This is a genomic window from Nonomuraea sp. NPDC049269 (assembly GCF_043197155.1).
GTDB lineage: Bacteria > Actinomycetota > Actinomycetes > Streptosporangiales > Streptosporangiaceae > Nonomuraea.
The window spans coordinates 642501-662406 of sequence record NZ_JBICSO010000003.1; the positions used below are offsets into that span (position 1 = coordinate 642501).

Consider the following 19906-nt stretch of genomic DNA (forward strand, 5'->3'; position numbering starts at 1 on the left):
AAAGCTCCTGGGATGTCTTTCAGCGCAGTCCGGCGCGGTAGGTGATCACGAGGCCGAGCCCCGTGAGGGTTTCCCGGGCGCCCGACAGCGTCAGGTGGATGCCGCCGTTGACGTTCAGTCCGGGAGTGGGGGTGAGGCGGCCGGCGGGCAGGGTGGGGCCGCCCGTAAGGCGGAGTTCGGCGGCGCCTTCCTCTGTGAGCGTGTACGCCGGGTAGATGCCGGTGATCTGGCCGCCGTACAAATCGGGGAGGGTGACGGGGAGGACGAGGTCGTGGGTGAAGGCGGCCCATTCGTCGGGGAAGTCGGTGGGTACGTCCACGTAGCGGGCGGCGGCGTACGGCTTGAGGAGGCCACGGACGGTGTTGGCGAAGGTGTCGCCGCCGTGTTCGGCCGTGTAGCGGATGGTGATCTGCACGTCGGACAGGTCGGCGGGGTGGTCGGCGGAGCGCAGGCCTGGTAGGTCCAGCCGCCAGGTGGAGACGGCGCCGGTGCCCTCGAAGGGCAGGTAGCGGTCGTCGTCGTAGCGCAGCTCGTGCAGGCCGTTGTTGTCCCAGCCTTCGGCGACGTGGCTCAGGGCGATGCGCTGGCCGGCCCGCCAGTCGGGGCGGACGGTGGCGGGTGGGGCGCCCTTGCCGTCCAGGAGGTACTGGACGGCCTTGGGGTCGGGGGTCAGGACCGTCTTGTGCGACAGCTGGGTGAGGGCGGCGTTCACGGTCAGGGTGCTGCCGTCGGCGGCGGTGAAGGTGAGGGCCATGCCGCGGAGCTGGCGGCGGTAGTCGCCGGGGAAGTCGTGGTCGAAGAACTCCTCGGTGAGCGCGAATTCGCAGGTGCCGCTGTCACGCAGCGACACCACGGCGAGCGGGTCGAGTTCCAGGAGCGAGACCTTGCGGGTGATCTCCAGGCGGCGGGTGTCGCCGCCCATGTGGGCGCGGCCGAGACGGTCCAGGTCGTGCTGGAGGCCGTGTCCGGCGAGCAGGCCGTTTCTGAGACTGTCCCAGTGGACGGGGAGGACGATCTGCTCGGTGGCGCCACGCTCGAACTGCCAGGCGCGTTCGGCGACGCGGGCCGCCTCGTAGGCCAGGCCGTAGGCCTGGAAGTACAGCCCGGACAGGCGGCCGGACATCCACTGGTACAGCTCGGCGCTGCCGAACTTGCTCGTGAGGAACACGGCGACCTCCTGCTTACCGGCGATCTCCTGCCGCAGGATGCCGAGTTCGCGCTCGGCGGCGGCGAGCTGGGCCCGCCCGCCGACGATCTGGCGGGTGATCTGGGCGGCGTCGCCTTCGGCCGTGCCGAGCTGCAACTCCCAGTCTTCGGCCTGGCGCTCGATCTCGGCCCGTACGCCGAGGACCTCGCCGAGGACGGAGAAGCCTTCGCCGAGCGCTTCGGCGACTTCGGCGCTCTGGGAGAGTGCCTCGCCGGTGTTGCTGCCGCCGGCCTTGGTGCCCATGATGAACGGGCCGGCCAGGATGTCGGGGAAGGCGGCGGCGACGGCGGCGCCGACGCGCAGCCCGCTTGAGGTGAAGTGGGCGGCGGCCGCGGTGGACAGCATGGCGAGCTGGCCTTGCTGCCACGGGGAGATGCCTTGGGCGATGAGCCGTGTGTAGTGCGCGATGCGCTGCTGGGCGGCCGCCTCACCGGCCTCGAGCGAGGCGAGGTTCTCGGCGGCCATGGTGACCTGCGCCTCCTTGACGGCGACGGTCATGGTGAGCAGGGTGCTCTCCTGCGTGTTCTGCAGCAGGGTGAGCGCTTCGGCGTCGCGGCGTTCGATGGCGTCCAGGAGGGCGCCGCCGAAGTCGCGGACCCGGTCGGCGAGCTCCTGGGCGCGCCGGAAGGCGTAGGCGAACCGGTAGTGGGGGACGTCGGGCACGACGTCCGGGGTGGTGTCCGCGGCCGTGCCGAGCGCGGCCCGGCGGACCAGCGTCATCGGGTCGATCTCGGGCTCGAACAGGGGCAGCGGGCGGCTGACGCCCATGATGTCGAGCGAGGCCCTGATCTTGGTGAGGCGGTCGGCGACCAGGTCCCAGTAGCCACCGAGGGCGGGGTTCATCGGCACCCAGAAGTACGGGTCGCGGGTGCTGGAGTGGATGGCGGGCAGGTCCTGGCCGGCGTCGTAGGGCTCCATGTGGGACAAGGGCCGCGTGGCGGGCAACTCAACGGCTTCCAGGCCGCGCGGCCGGGTGCCGAGCAGATCCCAGGCCAGGATGTACAACATCCGCGCCTCGTCGACGCTTTCCATCGTGTATTGGCGGAACAGCAGGTCGCCCCAGTCGATGAGGTTGTCGATGTAGGCGGCGACGGCCGAACGCCGGTAGGCGTCGGGGCGCAGCGCGGCGATGGCGTGCGGGTCGAACGGGTCGTCGCGGTGCGCCTGAAGCTGGCCGGGGCGGTCGCCCATCTGGTCGTAGTGGCGGTCCAGTTCGGCGGCGACGGCCATCTCCTCGCTCTGCGGGTAGGCGGTCAGCGCGTGGATCTGGGCGCGCAGTTCCTCTGTGAGTTCCCCCTCGCCGCGGAAGACGGGGACGAGCGCGTCCAGCAGCGAGACGGAGCCTTCGAGCGACGGGTCGTCCTTGGCGCGCAGCGCGTCGGCGAGCGCGCCGGGGTCGGCGCCCAGGAAGGGCAGGAACCGCCAGTAGCGGCTGGTGCCGGCCGGGTCGAAGACGTACTCGAACCAGGTTTTGGCCTCCTCGAAACGCTGGGCGGCGTTGAGCGCCTGGGCGATGAGCAGCGGCGCGTGAAAGAAGATCTCCCAGTAGTAGCCGCCGTTGGCGCTGGCGAAGTCCAGGTGGCTGCGGCCGGGCAGCCGGTCGGGTTCGACGCGGCCGGGTCGCACGCGGATGGTGACCGCGTCGCTGAAACGGGTGTCGAAGGCGGGCAGTTCGTCGGTCTCCTGGGTGGCGGTGTCCAGCAGGGCGGCCACGCCCCCGGCGAGCAGCTTCTGGTTGAGTTTGGACGCGGTGCTGGAGGTCAGCCGCACGATGGTGTGCGGCAGTTCGGCGTAGGTGTACGGCCGGGACAGCCGGGCGTTCTTCGGATATGTCAGGTAACGCGCGCCCTGGAAGAGGTAGACGTCGGTCGTGGTCTCGAACGCGCCGGTGAGGTCGCCGGGCAGGTCGCCCCAGGCGCCGGCGACGGGGCGGAACAGCCATTCTCCGGGGGTGGCGTAGGCGTCGCCGCTGAGGGCGTGACCGCGGAAGACGGCCGTCAACGGGCGGGGCAGCGCCTGCGGATAGCCGGCGTCGACGACGTCGGGCACCTCGCTGCCGGCGAGCGTGTAGCGGACGATCTCAGGGCCGCTGGTCATGAACAGGTGGTCGCCGTCGACCCAGGCGGTGTCGACGCGCTCCCAGCGGGCGCCCTGGTCCTTCCACGGCGGGAGGGGATGATGCCCCTTGTCGCCCTTGCGCGACGGGTCGGGCGGCGGCTGGTAGGCGACAGTGCGCCCCCAGCGTTCGGCGATCGGCAGCATCCGCTCCACCTTGGTGCGGCCGGGGCGGATGACCCCGTACTGCTTGCCAGTGTTGTCGAAGAAGTAGTGGGCGCCGTCGGGGAGTTCGAAGGCGGCGTCGATGCGGTCCCAGGAGGGGAAGACGCCGGAATTGCCCTTGAACGGGATGGATTCGGGGGTGTCTTCGGCGGCGGGCAGGATGGGGTGGCACAGGAAGCTGCCGCCCTTGTGGTCGACGCTGAACCAGGCGCCGTCGGCGAATCCGGCGGGCCGCTCGAACCAGGTGACGGATTCGGGGTCGATGGTCTCGTCGAAGATGGTGGTCACGTCGCCGGCCTGTGGGGGCACGACGACACCCGGGACGGGGACGGCGTAGAGCTCGGGGGTCAGCGCGTGGGAGGCGCCGATGGTGCCCTTGGGGATCTGCGCCGTGTACGACACGGTGATCGCCTGGTGCTCGGTGCCGGGCAGCGGCCCGGTGCGTACGGCGAGGGTGACCTCGCCGATGGCGTCGGCGATGGGCGTTCCGGCGGCCAGTTCCTGGACGGGCACCCATTCACCGTTGAGGTTGCGGAAGGAGTAGTAGATCTTTACCTGGTGCTTGACGGCCGGGGCGCTGACTTCCTGCCGGTCGCCGACCTTGGTGGCGACGATGGTGCCGGTGCCGCTGCGCTCGGGCCGTACGGGCTCGACCGCGGCCCAGAACAGGAACACGCGGTCGAAGGCGCGCACGGGGTGCACGCGTTCGGCGTCGATCTGCACGTCGACCTTCAGCCACGGCCCCCATGTGGCGGACGAGGCGCCGTCGCGGAAGGTGGCGAGGCGGTGGTAGTGGCGGTGCGGATCGGTGCGGGTACGGCCGACGAGCACGAGCTCACGGCCCGCTTCCCCGGGGCCGAAGCCGTCGGCGGAGGCGGCGGAGACGTAGCCGCCGGTGATGGTCAGCCGGGAGACCTCGGTGTACTCGTCCAGGTAGCGGGTGTAGGCGCGCTGGGCGGTGGCGGAGGTGACGCCGCCGCGCAGCAGGTCGCTCTCAAGCTCGGCGAACGCGGGCGTCTTGGTGTCGCGCAGCTCGGGCCGCAGGTAGTTCTCCGGGTACAGGTAGACCTTCCGGTTGGCCTCCCACACCCGGTAGTTGCGCATCCACCTCCACCAGCGGCCCAGCCGTTCGCGGGCCCGCTCCTCGCCGGGCTCCAGGTCGAGCAGGCACCGGTGCACGTACAACTGGACGGCGGCGATGGCCTCGCGGACGCGGGAGGTGACGCCCCTGGCGCCCATGTCGACGTCGATGAGCAGCCGCTCGAACAGGTCGCCTGAGTCGGCCAGGTCGGGGGCGCCGGCCAGAACGGCCGTCAGCAGCGCGTCGCGCTTGAGGGTGACGACGGGGTCGCCGGTGACGGCGGCGATGCCCGACGGCGGCACGCCGTAGCGGCGGGCCAGGGCGAACAGGTCGACGGCGGCCAGGACGAACGCGATGCCGGTCTGCGGCAGGGTGCGCTGGGCCCACATGAGCTCGGCCGGGTCCCAGCCGAAGATCTTCGCCATCGTCGCGTACGGGTCCTCGTCGGACGCCGTCAGGGCGTCGGTGAGCGCACCGCCGGTGGCGCGGTCCAGGCCGGCGTAGCGGGCGATGGCGTGCAGGTCGGCCAGCCGGTAGTCGGCGGTGTCGGCCCACCCGTCGGTGATGGCGCGGACGGGGCCGCCGGGGTGGCGGACGTACTCGGCGCCCTTGGTGAAGTAGGCGGCGCCCTCCAGGGTGAAGGCGCCGTCGACGGCGGCCTCGAACGCGGCGGGCAGGTCGCCCCAGTCGTCGTCGATGGTGCGCGGATAGCCGGTGTCGGCGTACTCCAGGGTGGTCAGGGCGTCGCCGCTGTATCGGGCGAACTGGTCGCCGCGGAAGGCGTACAGGCCGTCGTCCAGGACGAGGGCGGCATCCAGGCCCCCGTCGAAGGCGCTGCGGACGTGACCCCAGTCCGGGGAGGGAGTCTCGGGTGCGTCGGCGCGCAGGTGGCGGCCGCCCTTGAACAGGTGGATGCCGCCGCCCGCGGCGAATCCGGCGTCGACGCCGTCCAGGAACGCCTCCGGCAGCGGGGGAACACCCAGGTCGGCGGCGAGGGAGGTGGCGATGGCGCGTGGGTAGCCGTCGTCGGCGTGGGTGTAGTCGTCGCCGGTGTAGCGGATGTACTGCGCGCCGGACAGCAGGTAGGTGCGCCGGTCCAGGACGAACGCGGCATCGATCGGCCCGTCGAAGGGGCGCTCCCGGCCGGCGGGGCGGTCGTAGGTCGCGGTGAGTTCGCGGGAGGCGACGTGACAGCGCCCGCCCATGAACAGATACAGGTTGCGCCCGTTGGCCACGGCGGCCTCGACCTTGTCCACGGTGGTGAGGTCGTCCTCGAACGACTCCGCCAGGCCGGGGAACTCGGCACGCAGGTTGCCGGCGATCGGCTTGGGATAGCCGGGGTCGCAGTAGGCGTACTCGTCTGTCGCGTAGCGGGCGTAGCGGGCGTAGCGGGTGCCGCTGAACAGGTAGGTGTGCCCGTCGTGGGTGAAGGCGGCGTCGACGCGGGCGAAGGAGTCGCCGCCCAGCGGGGCGGGAGGGCCCAGGACGCCGTCGGCGTGGCGGCGGCACTGCTCATCGAAGAAGAAGTACGTGGCGCCGTCGGCTCCGACGTAGGCACTGGTGAGTTCGCCTTCGAAGCCGCGCCACAGCAGGCTGACGGGGCGGGGCAGCGAGCCGTCGGGCAGCGTGTAGGTGTCGGCGTCCAGCAGCACGAGCGTGTCACCGGCGACGACGACGGCACGCGGCACGCGTTCGGCATTCCAGATGGAGGCGTCGGCGGTGCGCGGGAACCCGGCGTCGGGGCGGTCGTAGCTCCTGCCGGAGTAGACGACGTAGCGCATGCGGCCCTGCTCGTCGGGGTGCTCGAACAGGTAGGTGGTGTCTTTCCACACGTAGGCGATGGCGACGCCGGTCAGCCCGCCCCAGTGGTCGGCGATCCGCTCCGGCTGCCCGCCTCGGGTGAACTTGCCGCCACTGAACAGGTACGTGACCCCGTCGCGGCCGACGAATCCGGCGTCGACGGCGCCCAGCGTGCGGGGCCGCCCCCACGCCTGGGCCACCGGATACTCCCGGTCGACGCTGGTGTCGTAGCAGGCGTCGCCCTTGAACACGTACGTGGTCCCGTCGGTGCCGTGCAGCACGGCGTCGACGCCGAACCGGAACAGTTCGGGCAGGTCGCGCAGCGCCTTGGACCGGGCTGGGCCGGTGGCGTCGCCGAGCGCTTCGACGGCGCCCTGGCGGCGCCATCCCCCGGCCCCCTCGGCGAGGATCGCGCCGTCCTCCAGGTAGGCGCAGGTCACGTCCGGCGCGTCGTGGCGCCGGTACAGGGAGTCCGACACCACGTGGCAGGTGGTGCCCTCGTACAGGTAGACGCTGCCCTTGTCGGCGAAGGCGGCGTCCACGCGGCCGAGCGTGGCGGGCACGTTCGCCAGCCGCGGCTCGTCCTTGAGCGCGGACAGGGCGCGCGGGTATCCGGGGTCGGCGTTCTGCCCGGTGAAGCGGGTGAACTGGTCCCCGGCGAACAGGTAGGTCCGCCCGTCGAGCTGCAGTGCCGCGTCCACCCGCCCGGTGCGGGCCAGGTCGTCGCGCGTCTTGCCCCAGAACGCGGCCACCGGCGCCGGGTAGCGGTCGTCCACCTCGGAGAAGTCGCTGGTGGAGTAGCGCACGTACCGGTCCTGCGAGAACACGTACGTGCGCCCGTCGCGCCCGGCGAAGGCGGCGTCGACCGAGGCGAAGGGGATGCTGTCCCATTCCTCGGCGAGCGTCTTGGGCTTGGACCACCAGCGCCGGCGGGCGTCGAAGATGACGAACCGGTCACCGGAGAACAGGTAGGTACGCCCGTCCCCGGCGGTGAAGACGGCGTCCACGTCGGTGAACCCGTCCGGCAGGTTCCACCAGTCGCCGGGCAGCGGCTTGGGGTGGTCCTCGTCGGGCGTGGTGTAGTCGGCGGTGGAGTAGCGCACGTACTGGCCGCCGCCGAACAGGTAGGTCTCCCCGTCCAGGGTGAAGGAGGCGTCGACCGTGGTCAGTCCGCCCCAGTCGGGCGCGATGGGCCGCGGGTAGCCCAGGTCGGCGCGCGCGTAGTCGGCGCCGGAGTAGCGCAGGTAGCTGTCCCCGCTGAACAGGTACGTCCGCCCGTCCAGGCCGACGAACGCGGCGTCCACGCGGTGGCTGGGGAACGCCTCTCGGCGCGCTCCCCAGCGTTCGGCGGTGCCCAGCGGCAGCGGGACGGCGGTCAGGGCGACGGTGCGGCCGTCCTTGAACAGGTGGACCAAGCCGTCGGCGTCAGCGAACGCGGCGTCCAGGCCGGACTCGAACTCGGCCGGCACGTTCGGGAAGTGCGCCTCGATCTTCTTCGGGAACCCTTCGTCGGCGCGGACGCCCTCGTTCTCCAGGGCGTCGGTGTGGCGGGTGACGTAGGCGCCGGAGAAGACGTACACGCCGGTGGCGTCGGCGTAGGCGGCGTCGGGCACACCGTCGAAGGCGACGGGTGCGCGCCCCCAGTCGCCGGGGCGGGGCCCCGACAGCAGGTAGGTGCGGCCGTCACGGCCGTGGAAACCTGCCTCGACCCTGCTGTCCTCGTCCTCGCCGAACTCGGCGGCAGGCCGGGGGAAGCCCTCGTCGACGGCGGAGAAGTCGGTGCCTGAGTAGCGGACGTACTGCTCGCCGCAGAACAGATAGGTGCGGCCCTCCTCGTCGACGGCCGCCGCGCGGATGACGCCGGTGGCGAACTCGTCGCGGACGCGGCCCCACGGCTGCTCGCGCGGCACCCAGCGGGTGCTGTCCGGCCGGCGGACGTAGGAGCGGGTGCCGCTGACGATCCAGTCGGTGCCGTCCGGGTGGGCGAAGGCGGCGTCGACCGAGGTGAGCGCCGGGTTGAGGGCGCTCAGCGGCGCGCTGTCGACGATCTCGCGACCCTGGTAGCGCCAGTAGTGGTCGCCGGCGAACAGGTAGGCGTACCCGTCGGCGCTGTCCAGGAGCGCGTCCACGCGCGTCACCCCGGACGGCAGCGCGAGCGGCTCAGGGAAGTGACCGGCCAGGTCGCGGTCGTCGAACACGAGGGCGACGGAGGCGGCATCCAGGCCGAGTTTGGCGGCGAACCGGGCGAACGCGCGCACTCGGCGCAGGTCCGGGCCCGGTTCGGCCAGCATTTCGCCCAGGTCCACGCCCATGCCGTCACAGATCGCGCTGATGACCGCGGTCGGCACGCCGAAGACGCCGGTGGCGACGGTGAGCAGCTCGCTCTCGCGTCGGCGGGCGAAGGTGGCCAGCGTCCAGTCGATCTCCTCGGTGCCCGCCTCCAGTTCGACGGCGACGGGGTGCAGCAGGTCGAACACGTCGCCGCTGTAGTCCTCCATGCCTGGCAGGTGGAAGTTCAGGACGTTCGTCGGCCAGGCGAAGAAGTCCAGCCGCTCCCGGGGCACCGTGAGGTTCTCGTCCAGATCGCCGCGGTCCACGAGCAGGTCGAGCAGCGCGTCCCGTTCGACGGGCTTGAGCCCGAGCCGGTCCACCGCCGCCGGGTCCACCCGGTACGGCCGCTGCTCCAGCTCGATGGCGTGGATCCGGCCACGCGTCACCGGATCGGCCGGGTCGCCCTCGTCCAGCGCCCGCTGGGCGGCGGCGCGGTCGGCGATCTCGGCGAACGCCTCCGGCGGGAAGGTGCGCAGCGCCGCCTTGTGCGCGGCGATCTGGTCCTGGACGGCGCCCAGGATGTCGCGCCGATAGGGGGCGAACTCGGGCGCGAGAGTGAAGTCGGCGACATCCAGGGCGGCCAGGGTGTCCTTGCGGACGTAGCAGTTGTCGTCGTCGATGTGGCCGTTGAAGCGGAGGTTGTCCAGCAGGCCGTCCAGCTCGAAGGGCAGGTCGATCGGTAGCGGCTCGGTGTCGTAGCGGGCGGCCGAGGAGCGGATCAGGGCGATCACGGGGCGAGTCACATCGTCCAGCCGGGCGTTGATGTCGCCGAACTCGGCCCGCACGTCGCCGTTGCCGGCCACATAGCCGTTGTGCAGCAGGTTGTCGTACAGCTCGGTTCGCTGCGCCGGGCTCAGGCCGGGCAGGTCGGCCAGGTCGGAGGGGAAGAAGGCGCCGCCGAGCATGTCCACCAGGGTCTGGACCTTGTCCTGGTAGGCGGAGAAGTCGGTGCCCAGTTCCCTGGGCACACGGACCAGGGTGCCGTCGGCGGCCAGATCGCCGCGCAACACCAGGTTCGCGAAGATCTTGTTCGCCAGCCTGTCGCCCAGGCCCAGGCCCATGAAGTCGGCGGCGCTCACCTGGCCCAGGCCGGTCAGCGCGTCGTAGGCGTCGGCTCCGGTGGTCAGGGCGTCGTGAATCGCGCGGGAGGCGCGGCTGCTGAAGCGCTGCGACACGAACAGGTCGGGGGTCATCTCGATGGCGGTGGCGAGCGCGTCGGTGTCCACGACTTCCGCGGGCCCACCCAGGAAGGCGGTCAAGTCGGCCACCGACAGGCCGGTGGCGCGCAGCCAGGCGACCAGCGCCGGCAGCGTTTGCGCCAGCCACAGCCCCGACGCCGGGTCGGGCGCCGCCAGCACCCGCGCCCAGTCGCCGATGGTCCGCGTCGTCGCGTACGGGATGGGGAAGCTCGCGTCCACCAGCGGCAGCAGGTCGAGTAATTCGTCGGCCGACAGCCCGAGCACGTTCATGAAGCGCGCCGCCCGGTGCAGCGCGGAAAGGTCGATCTCCTCCGTGTACGCCTCCCGGAGCCGCTCGGTCAGCCGGGCCAGCGCCGCCTCGCCGATCCCCAGGCCCTCGGCGACGGTACGGCCGTCGAAGGCGCGCGCCAGCAGATCGGCCGACATGGGCGCGGCCAGCGCGCAGGCGACGTCGACCGGGATGTCCATGGTGGCGCTCACGTGCCGGACGGCGGCCAGGACCGCCGGCGCGGCCGCGTCCAGGCGGTTGCCGCAGCAGGTGGACAGCACCAGGTCCAGGTCGGGGAAGGTCATCCCGGTGCGCCGGGCCAGGCGGACGAACCGGTTGACGCGGTCGTACCAGTCGTTGCGCGCGAAGTAGAGGCCGCCGACCAGGCGCCCGCCCCGCACCTGGATCACCCCGTCGTGCTGGTTGACGTACCGACCGGCCAGCAGCTGGTTCAGCTCGATCTCGTTGAGGCCGACGGTACGGGTGAAGCGCTCGACGTCCTCCAGGACCTCCAGGTCCTCGCCGACGGCCAGGTGGTAGAACTGCCGCAGATCCGCCACCTCGGGCCGGGCGACGGTCACGACGTCGATCATCTCGGGCGACAGGCCCAGGTGTTCGGCGGCGACGGTGCTCGCGGTGGCCTGGATCAGCCTGTGCCGCTCGTCGCGGCCGATCGCGCGGTTCTTCAGGTGGCCGCCGAGCGTCTCGTAGGCCAGGTTGAACGGCTTGTCGAACGGGAATCGCATCGTGCGCAGCCGCTCGTAGGCGTCCGGACCGGCCAGGCGTTCCAGGATCTCCACCACAATGTCGAGGTAGGGCGCCTCGGTGAAGGTGTGCTCGCCGTCCAGGGGAATCTCCCAGATGTCGGGCCGCCTGGCGCGCAGGGTGCTCGCCCCGTTCAGTGGCCCTTCCGCGCCGGTCGGCCCTCCGTCGTCCAACAGCCCTTCGTCGTCCAGCAGGCGCAGCAGATCGGCCAGATAGGCGGCCGGTGAGACCACGGTCCGGGCGGCGTCGCCGTCGCGGAAGTCCAGGGCGCCGAACAGGAGCTGATATTGGCGCAGGGAATTCTCAGCGGACATGCGGTCCTCCAGTTTGCGCACGGTCGCGCCGTCATTGGGCACCGGTCAGGGCGGGTCGCGGGCTCGCAGCTCGCCTGCGGTTGAGAAGGACGTTAGGAATCGCGCGTTCCCTGAACGTTCCCCAGCGAATCCGAGCAGCTCAGCCTGCCCCCGGAGCCGTCCGAGTGGCACATCGTGAAATGTGCTGGATTGTCGGCAGGATTCTGGCAACTCGATAGGGTTCTCGGCCGCGTGATCGCTGGTTACACTCCGGTCGGAAACCGAGCCGCCCGACAAGGGCGGCCCTTCAGCTCGTCACCCACCGGGGAGGGTTCAGTGATCTCTCCGGTGTGCCTCGACGCAGGGTGACCTGATGCCTCCTGGGCGGCGTGGTGAGTCCGTGCAGCCCCTCGACGAGGAGGATCTTGTGTTATCCAGTTCTCGCTTATCGCGCGCGCGGCGGTTCGCCTCTGTGGCCATTGGGTTGAGCATGGTGGTGGTCATGAGCCCCGCCGCGGCGCGGGCCACGCCCACACCTTCTCCCTCGAACACGAAGTGGCAGGCAACTCCCGTCACCGGAGCCCAGCTCGTCGAGGGCGCCAAGTCTCCGACGGGCAAGCTGGCCAAGAGCGACCAGGCGCTGCTGCGGGTCACCTCGCCGGCGCCGATCAACATCATGGTCAAGCTGGACTACGACTCGCTCGCCGCCTACCGGGGCGGGCTGCCCGGCCTGCCGGGGACCAGTCCCGCTGTCACCGGCAAGGCTCTTGACACCAGAAGTGCCGAGGCCAAGAAGTACGGCCAGCACATCGAGAGCGTTGAGAAGGAGTTCCTGGGCGCGCTGGCGAGCAAGGTACCCGGGGCCGTCGTGGGCCAGCGGGTCAGGACGGTCTACGGCGGCATCGCGCTCCGGATTCCGGGCAACAAGGTAGCCGAGGTGCTGAAGCTGCCCGGCGCGGTCGCCGTACAGGAGGACAAGCCCCAGCAGCTCCTGACCGACTCCAGTCCTCAGTTCATCGGCGCCGACACCATCTACAGCCAGCTCGGCGGCAGCAACTCCTCGGGCAAGGGCGTGATCGTGGGCGTGCTGGACTCCGGCGCCTGGCCCGAGCACCCCTCTTTCGCCGCGCCGAGCGGCCTGCCCGCCCCCGGCCCGACCAAGGACGGCACAGCCCGGGTCTGTAACTTCGGCGACAACCCGCTGACCCCGGCCAGCGATCCCTTCACCTGCAACAACAAGCTGATCGGCGGCCAGCCGTTCCTGGAGACCTACAACGCGGTCTTCGGCGGCGAGGTCTACCCCGACAGCGCCCGTGACTCCAACGGCCACGGCACCCACACCGCCACCACGTCGGCCGGCGGCCCGGTGGCCGACGCGAACCCGCTGGGGATCAGCCGCGGGCCGATCCACGGCATAGCACCAGCCGCCGAGGTCTCGGTCTACAAGGTGTGCGGCGCGGAGGGCTGCTTCCCGTCCGACGCGGCGCAGGCGGTGGCACGTGCCATCCTGGACGGCGTCCGCGTCATCAACTTCTCGATCTCCGGTGGCAGTGACCCGTACAGCGACCCGGTCGAGCTGGCGTTCCTCGACGCGTACGCGGCGGGTGTGCTGGTCTCGGCGTCGGCGGGCAACTCGGGGCCCGGCGCCAACACCACCGACCACCGCAGCCCGTGGGTGACCACGGTGGCCGCCTCCACGCAGACCAGGACGTTCCAGTCCACGATCACGCTGTCCGGTGGTGGCGCGACGGCGACGATCAAGGGCGCGTCCGTCACTTCGGGGATCGCCGCGCCGCTGCCCGTGGTGCTGGCGTCCGCTCCCCCGTACTCCAACGCGCTGTGCGACACCCCGGCACCGGCCGGAATCTTCACCGGGAAGATCGTCGCCTGTGAGCGCGGCCCGAACCGGGTGTTGAAGAGCTTCAACGTCAGGCAGGGCGGCGCCGCCGGGATGATCCTCTACAACGCCTTCCCGTTCGACGTCTTCACCGACGCCCACTGGATCCCGTCGGTGCACGTCGACAAGCCCGCGACCGACACCCTGCTGAGCTTCCTGACCGCGCATCCGGGCGCGACCGCGTCGTTCACCCAGGGGGTCAAGGCCAGCTGGCAGGGCGACGTGATGACGTACTTCTCCTCGCGCGGTCCCGGCGGCGACTTCCTCAAGCCGGACGTCACCGCGCCCGGACTGCACATCCTGGCGGGCATGACCCCGACCCCCGAGTCACCGCTCGAAGGGCCGCCCGGCAACCTCTACCAGGTCATCCAAGGCACCTCCATGTCGGCGCCGCACGTGACCGGCGCGGCCGCGCTCGTGTTCGCCCTGCACCCGACCTGGACACCGGGACAGGTGAAGTCCGCCCTGGAGACCACGGGCAAGACCGCCGTCACCAAGCCGGATCGCACCACCGCCGCCGACGCGTTCGACATGGGCGGCGGGCGCATCGACCTGACCAAGGCCGGTGACCCCGGACTGACCCTGGACGAGAGCGCGGCCAACTTCGTCGCCTCGGCCGCCGACCCGCTCAACCGCATCGATCTCAACCTGCCCTCGGTGAACGCGCCGACCATGCCCGGCATCATCAACGCCAAGCGCACGGTCACGAACACCACCAACAAGACGCTCACCTTCACCGCCTCGGGCACGACCGTCAGCGGCGCCAACATCACGGTGCTGCCGGCACACTTCACCGTCGCGCCGGGCAAGAGCGCCAAGCTGAACGTGATCATCACCGCGCCGGATCTGCCCGACGGGCAGTACTTCGGCCAGGTGAACCTCAAGCAGGTCGGCGGCTCGCGTGCGCTGCACCTGCCGGTGGCGTTCTTCCGCCAGGAAGGCATCGTGCCGGTCGACCAGACCTGCGCACCGTCCACCATCCCGAGGAACACCGGCGAATCCACGTGTACGGTCACCGTGCAGAACAACAGCCTGGCCAACGCCGAGGTGACCGCGCTCAGCACGCTCGACGCCCGCCTGCGGCTGAACAGCGTGACCGGCGCCACCAAGATCGGCACCCAGATCGCGACGACCAAGGTGACACTGGCCGGCCGGCAACCCGACAAGCCGACGATCGCGCCTGGCGTGGGGCCCGCCGGATATCTTCCGCTGGACGCCTTCGGCATCACACCGACGCCGATCGGTGACGAGCAGGCGCTGAACTTCACGGTGCCCGCCTTCACCTTCGCCGGCAAGACCTACACCAGGATCGGCGTGATCTCCAACGGCTACAGCATCGCCGGCGGCAGCAACGGAGCCGACGACATCGCGTTCCTCCCGCAGACGCTGCCCGACCCCGCGCGGCCGAACGGCGTACTCGCCTCCTACTGGACCGACCTCGACGGCACCGGCGCCCCCGGCGTCTTCGCCGGAATACTGACCGACGGCGTCAGTCGCTGGCTGGTCCTGGAGTGGCGAGTGAACACCTTCGGTACGACCAGCACCAAGGTGTTCCAGCAATGGATCGGGCTCAACGGAGTGGAGGACATCAGCTACGCCTACGATCCGGCCAACCTGCCGGGTGACGCCCCCGCCGGCGCCGGCCTGACCGTGGGCGCGGAGAACGACGAGGGTACGGCGGGCGCCCAGATCAGCGGTCCGCCCACCCAGGACCTGGTCGTCACGAGCACGCCCGGCGCGCCCGGCGGCACCCTGACCTACTCGATGAAGATCAAGGGGGTCAGCGCCGGCGTCGGCAACGTGACGACGGCCACCTCGACCCCGCAGGTCAAGGGGATCACCGTCGAAGTGGACAAGATCACCGTCCAGTGACCCGCGAGTGATCCGACTGAGCCGCGGGCGGCCCGACCGCCCGCGGCTCACCTGTACGGCCGCCCGGTGGATATTGGGTCGCTGATATCGCATGGATTGTTCACACTGGCGGAATGAGTCGGACGGTCAGTGCATGGGTGACCTCGGGTGCGGACTACCTCGGCGTCCTCGGGCCGTTCGCGGTGGACGTGCCGTGGTGGGCGGAGGTCGAGCCGGTCGTCACGTACGTGCGGCAGGTGCTGGAAGTCGACGTACTGGTGCTGCGCCTGCTGCGCGTCGACGGTGGGGAAGGCGCCCGTGACGGTCACGTCACCTACCATGTCGAGGCCCTCCGGCGGCCCGCGGCCGGGCTGCTGACCCGGCGCCCCATCGATGAGGCCGCACTGACCAGGCCGGAAAGGCTGCGTGCGCCGTGGGCTCGCGTGGCGGGGCTGCGGGAGGTGTTCGGCTGGGCGGCGGAGCTGCTGGCCGCCGCGGGTCGTCCGGTGACCGGGCCGATCCGGCAGCGCAAGACCTGGAACCTGGCGGGGCTGTTTCTCCTGCCCACCGACCAGGGACCGGTCTGGCTGAAGACCACGCCGCACTTCGCCGCCGATGAGGGCGCCGTCATCGGCGCGTTCGCGAACCTGGACCCCGGCCTGGTGCCCACGGTCATCGCGGCCGGACCGGGCCGGGTCCTGCTCGAACACCTACCCGGCGAGGACTGCTGGGACGCCTCCGCCCAGGCCATCACCAGCGCGGTGACCCGCATGGTCACCGCACAGGCCGCGCTCGCAGGCCCAGCCGGGCTCGGGCTGCGTGACCTGCGTGGGCCCGTTATCGCGGGCCGGGTCCGCGAGCTCCTCGCCGGCCCGGTCGGCCGCGAGCTGACCGCTGAGGAGTTGGCCAGGGCCCGCCGGCTGGTCGAACGGTGGCCCATGCTGGACGAATGCGGCCTGCCCGACACGATCGTGCACGGCGACTTCCACTCGGGCAACTGGCGCAGCGACGGCGGCCCGCCGGTCGTGGTGGACTTCGCCGACGCGCATCTCGGGAACCCGGTGCTCGACGGGCTCCGGGTCTGCGACTTCCTGCCCGAAGCCAAGCGGCCGGCCGCCGCCCGGGCCTGGATCGACGCCTGGACCTCCCAGGTGCCGGGCTGCGATCCGGCCCGAGCGCTGTCCGTCGCCGAACCGCTGGCCCACCTGGCCTACGCCGTGCGCTACCAGGAGTTCCTGGACGGCATCGAACCGTCGGAGCGGATCTACCACCTCGGCGATCCCGCCGCCGTCATCCGTGCCGCCTTACGCGTCAGACCGGCCTGGCCTCAAGCAGGCTCGCTCCCGCGCCCAGCTCGATGACCTCTGTCAACTCCAGGTCGGCCTGCTGGAACAGCGTCGCGTACTCCTCCCGGCTACGCTCCAGGGCGCCGTTGAAGATGGCCAGCATGCGCAGATCGAGATCCTTGCCCAGGTGCGGCGCGTCGTCGTCGGGCAGCGCCACCTCCAGCACCAGCACCCGCCCACCGGGGTTCATCGCGCGGCGGACATTGCGCAGGATCCGCACGGCATCGCCGTCGTCCCAGTTGTGCAGGACACTGGCCAGCAGGTAGGCGTCCGCACCCGCCGGCACCGAGGCGAAGAAGTCGCCGGCCACGGCCTCGGACCGATCGGCCAGGCCCTCCGCGGCCAGCAGTTCTCTGGCTCCGTCCGCCACGTGGTCGAGATCGTAGAGGATGCCGCGCATGTCCGGATGGGCGTGCAGGACCGTGGCCAGGATGTGGCCTCTGCCTCCGGCGACGTCCACCAAGGTGCCGACGCCCGCGAAGTCGTAGCGCTTGACCAGGCCTTCCGTGAACGGGATGGCCCTGGCGGTCATGTAGGCATCGAAGATCCGCGCGGAATCAGGATTTGTCGCCAAATACTCGTATAGATGGCCGTATTTCGTGACGAATGCTGAGCTGCCGGTGCGCACCGTGTCCGGCAGCCTGCCCATCGCGTACCAGAAGCTGTCCTCGCCGAGCATGCGGATCGAGGACCGGATCGAGCCGGGGACGTCGGAGCGGAGCGCGGCGCCCGCGTCGGTCAGGTCAAATCCGTCGGCGCCGGCTCTGCGGACGACCCCCATGCTGGCCAGCTCACGCAGGACCCGGCGGAGTGCGGGGGCATGCGCCCCGCACCTCTTGGCCAGTTGCTCGGTGTCGAGCGGCCCGTCCGCCAACTGGTCGGCGACGCCCAGCTCCGCCATGGTCAACAGAGCCGAGAAACGCGAAATGCCGGAAACCGCTCCCCAGAGGAGGTCGTCGGAGTTTGGCATGTTTCCCTTCCAAGAATTAGTCACGGCGTTCTGGTGGCCTGCCGGTGCCAGACCAGCAGCCGCCGCTCGGCGAGCACGAAAAGCGAGTTCACGAGGAAGCCGAGCATCCCCAGCAGGGCGATCGTCGCCCACACCTGGGGCGTTTCGAAGCTGCGCTGCGCCACGATCAGCTGGTAGCCGATGCCGTCCGTACTGCCGAACACCTCGGAGATCACCATGAGGATCAGCGCGAGCGACAGGCTCAGCCGCAGGCCCGCGAAGATCTTGGGTGAGGCGGCGGGGATGACGACCTGGCGCAGGCGCTGCGCCCTCGACAGCCCGAAGACGATGGCGGTCTCGGTGTAGGTCCGGTCCACGGCCCTGGCCCCGTCCATCGAGTTGAGCAGCACCGGCCAGATCACCCCGAACACGATCGCGGCGAGCTGCATCTGCAATCCCGCCCGGAACACCACCAGGAACAACGGCAGCAGCAGCGGCGGCGGGATGGCTCGGCCGAACTCGATCAGCGCGTTCACGTAGTCGGCCGCCACCCGCGAGCGCCCCAGGACCACGCCCAGCACCACTCCGATGATCGAGGCCAGGATCCACCCGGCGAACATGCGCCCCAGGCTGGGCAGGATGTTGGCCATCGCCTCGTCGGTGAGGAACAGTCGTGCGGCCGGGCCGGAGAACCACAGGTCGTACATGCGGGTGACGATCGTGGTGGGCGGCGGGAAGTCCGTGTCCTCCAGTCGCCGCGCGACCAGCTCCCAGAAGACGATGACGGCGGGGATCAGCCAGAACCTGGCGAGCGACTTCACGACACCGCCCCCGTCCTTGCCCGGTGCCAGCGGAACAGGCGGCGCTCGGCCGCCTGCAACGCCACGTTGGCCAGCAGGCCGAATCCGCCGGCCCAGAACGTGGCCGCCATGATGAGGTCGGTCCTGTCGCCGCTCCCGGCCTGGATCACGAAGACCCCCAGGCCCGCGGTGCCTCCGGCGAGCAGTTCGGCGCTGATGGCGATGATCAGCGCGATCCCGGCGGCGATCCGGATGCCGGTCGCGACGAAGGGCGCGGCACTGGGCAGGCTCACCCTGCCGAGCACGGCCAGCCCGCCGAATCCGAAGCTGCGCAGCGAGTCCTTGGCCAGCGGGTCGACGTCATGCATGCCGTACAACGTGTTGATCAAGATCGGCCAGACGGACGCGTAGACGATGACGGAGACCTTCAGCAGCTCGTCCACCGGGATCAGCAGGATGGCCAGCGGGATGATCGCGACAGAGGGGATGGGCCGCAGGAACTCGAGCAGCGGCCGGACGGCGCGCTCCACCGGAGTGAGCGCGCCGAGCAGGACTCCCGCCGGGACGGCCACCATCACCGCGACCAGCAGGCCGAGCGCCCAGTTCGTGAGCGTCGTGAGCGCTCCCTGCAGGAATTCTCCGTCGGCCGGGAGGAGCACCGCCTGGTACAGGATGGTCGAGGGCGGCGGGAAGACCACGCCTTTGCTCAGCCCGAACCGGATGACCAGCTCTCCGACGACAAGAAAGCCCGCGGCGCCCACGGCGCCGCGGAGCAGTCGTGCACGTGTCATCCGTTGGACGGTGCCGCGATGATCGACTTCACGTCGAAGGGGCTGCTGAGGTACTTGTAGTCGAGCATGAGGTCGGCCACCTTCTGCAGCCGGGTCGCGCTCAACGCGCTCGGATAGGTGCCCAGCGTGATGACCGAAGCGGTCTTCGCGTCGATCTTCGTGTACTTGGGCAGCATCGCTTCGATCTCCTTTCGGTCACTCGATGCGAGCTCCTGAGCCTTGGCGACCGCCCGCTGGAAGGCGGCCAGCGTCTTCGGGTTCTTCTGCGCCCACCCGTCCGTGGCCATCCAGCCCGCCATCGGCAGGTCCTCGGTCTCGCCCGTCATGGTGTCGGCCAGCTTGCGGAAGCCCAGCGAGCTCTGGAGCGCGGTGATGAACGGCTCGGTGATCCAGCAGGCGTCAGCCTGGCCGCTCTTGAGCGCGTTACCCATCTCGGGGAACGGCTTCTCGGCGAATTTGACGTCGTTCTCGGTGAGACCCGCCACCTTCAGCTGCGTCGTCACGGCCAGCTGGGCGACGTTCCGGAGATTGTTGATCAGGACGGTCTTTCCCTTGAGGTCAGCGACCGTTTTGATCGGTGAATCCTTCGGAACCATGATGTTGAAGGTGTTCGGGCCGGCCTGGTACATATCCGCGACCAGCTTGAGCTTCTCACCCTTGCTGACGGCCATGAAGGTCGAGACGTAATTGGTCTGAGAGATGTCCAGCGCACCGCTCTTGACCTGGGGAATGGCCGCCGCGCCGCCGGTGATGACGACTGGCTGGACCGTCAGACCCTCTTCCTTGAAGAAGCCCTTCTCGTTGGCGATATACAGCGACACGGCGTCGGGAATCGGCAGCGCGCCAACCTTGATTACGGTCTTCTCTAAACCCTTGCTGTTGGCCGAAGAGCCAGCGGAGTCGCTGTTCCCGCTACAGGCGGTCAGGGTGAGAGCGACTGCGGCGCCGAGTACGAGGGCGCGACAGCGCAGTGTGCGGGTCATCGGGGGGTTCTCCTACCAGGGGAAGCACGTCTGGAGATGCGGCATCAGCGACACCGAGCGTGAAG

At 70.4% G+C, this 19906-nt stretch carries 7 protein-coding genes; 2 read left to right on the forward strand and 5 right to left on the reverse strand.

What is annotated here, in order from left to right; genetic code table 11:
• Nucleotides 1-19: 19 nt before the first annotated feature.
• Entirely contained in the window at nucleotides 20-11245 is an 11226-nt protein-coding gene (locus ACGFNP_RS20650) for a hemopexin repeat-containing protein (protein ID WP_393320711.1), read from the reverse strand.
• Between the two features lie 481 nt (nucleotides 11246-11726).
• Between ACGFNP_RS20650 and ACGFNP_RS20655 the strand changes: the two genes are divergently transcribed.
• Both ACGFNP_RS20655 and ACGFNP_RS20660 read left to right on the forward strand, forming a co-directional pair.
• Nucleotides 11727-14993, forward strand: coding sequence for a S8 family serine peptidase (locus ACGFNP_RS20655; protein ID WP_393320714.1), 3267 nt, complete (start codon nucleotides 11727-11729; stop codon nucleotides 14991-14993).
• Nucleotides 14994-15106: 113 nt separating this feature from the next.
• Nucleotides 15107-16333, forward strand: a complete 1227-nt coding sequence (locus ACGFNP_RS20660) for an aminoglycoside phosphotransferase family protein (protein WP_393320717.1) — start codon at nucleotides 15107-15109, stop codon at nucleotides 16331-16333.
• Here the strand turns inward: ACGFNP_RS20660 and ACGFNP_RS20665 are convergent.
• Genes ACGFNP_RS20665 through ACGFNP_RS20680 form a run of 4 tightly spaced genes read right to left on the reverse strand, consistent with a single transcriptional unit; the run spans nucleotide 16284 to nucleotide 19841 of the window.
• A complete protein-coding gene (locus tag ACGFNP_RS20665; protein WP_393320720.1) occupies nucleotides 16284-17288 on the reverse strand; it encodes a methyltransferase in 1005 nt (334 codons plus the stop codon). The two genes, ACGFNP_RS20660 and ACGFNP_RS20665, sit on opposite strands and share 50 nt — an antisense overlap.
• A 20-nt stretch (nucleotides 17289-17308) precedes the next feature.
• Nucleotides 17309-18088, reverse strand: coding sequence for an ABC transporter permease (locus tag ACGFNP_RS20670; RefSeq protein WP_358316161.1), 780 nt, complete (start codon nucleotides 18086-18088; stop codon nucleotides 17309-17311).
• On the reverse strand, nucleotides 18085-18858 hold the full coding sequence (locus ACGFNP_RS20675; protein ID WP_358316157.1) for an ABC transporter permease: 774 nt from the start codon (nucleotides 18856-18858) through the stop codon (nucleotides 18085-18087). The genes ACGFNP_RS20670 and ACGFNP_RS20675 overlap by 4 nt, the downstream gene beginning before the upstream one ends.
• Nucleotides 18855-19841 carry an ABC transporter substrate-binding protein gene (locus ACGFNP_RS20680; protein ID WP_358316154.1) on the reverse strand — a complete coding sequence of 329 codons (987 nt, stop codon included), beginning with the start codon at nucleotides 19839-19841 and terminating at the stop codon, nucleotides 18855-18857. Before ACGFNP_RS20680 ends, ACGFNP_RS20675 begins: the two co-directional genes overlap by 4 nt.
• Nucleotides 19842-19906: the final 65 nt, after the last annotated feature.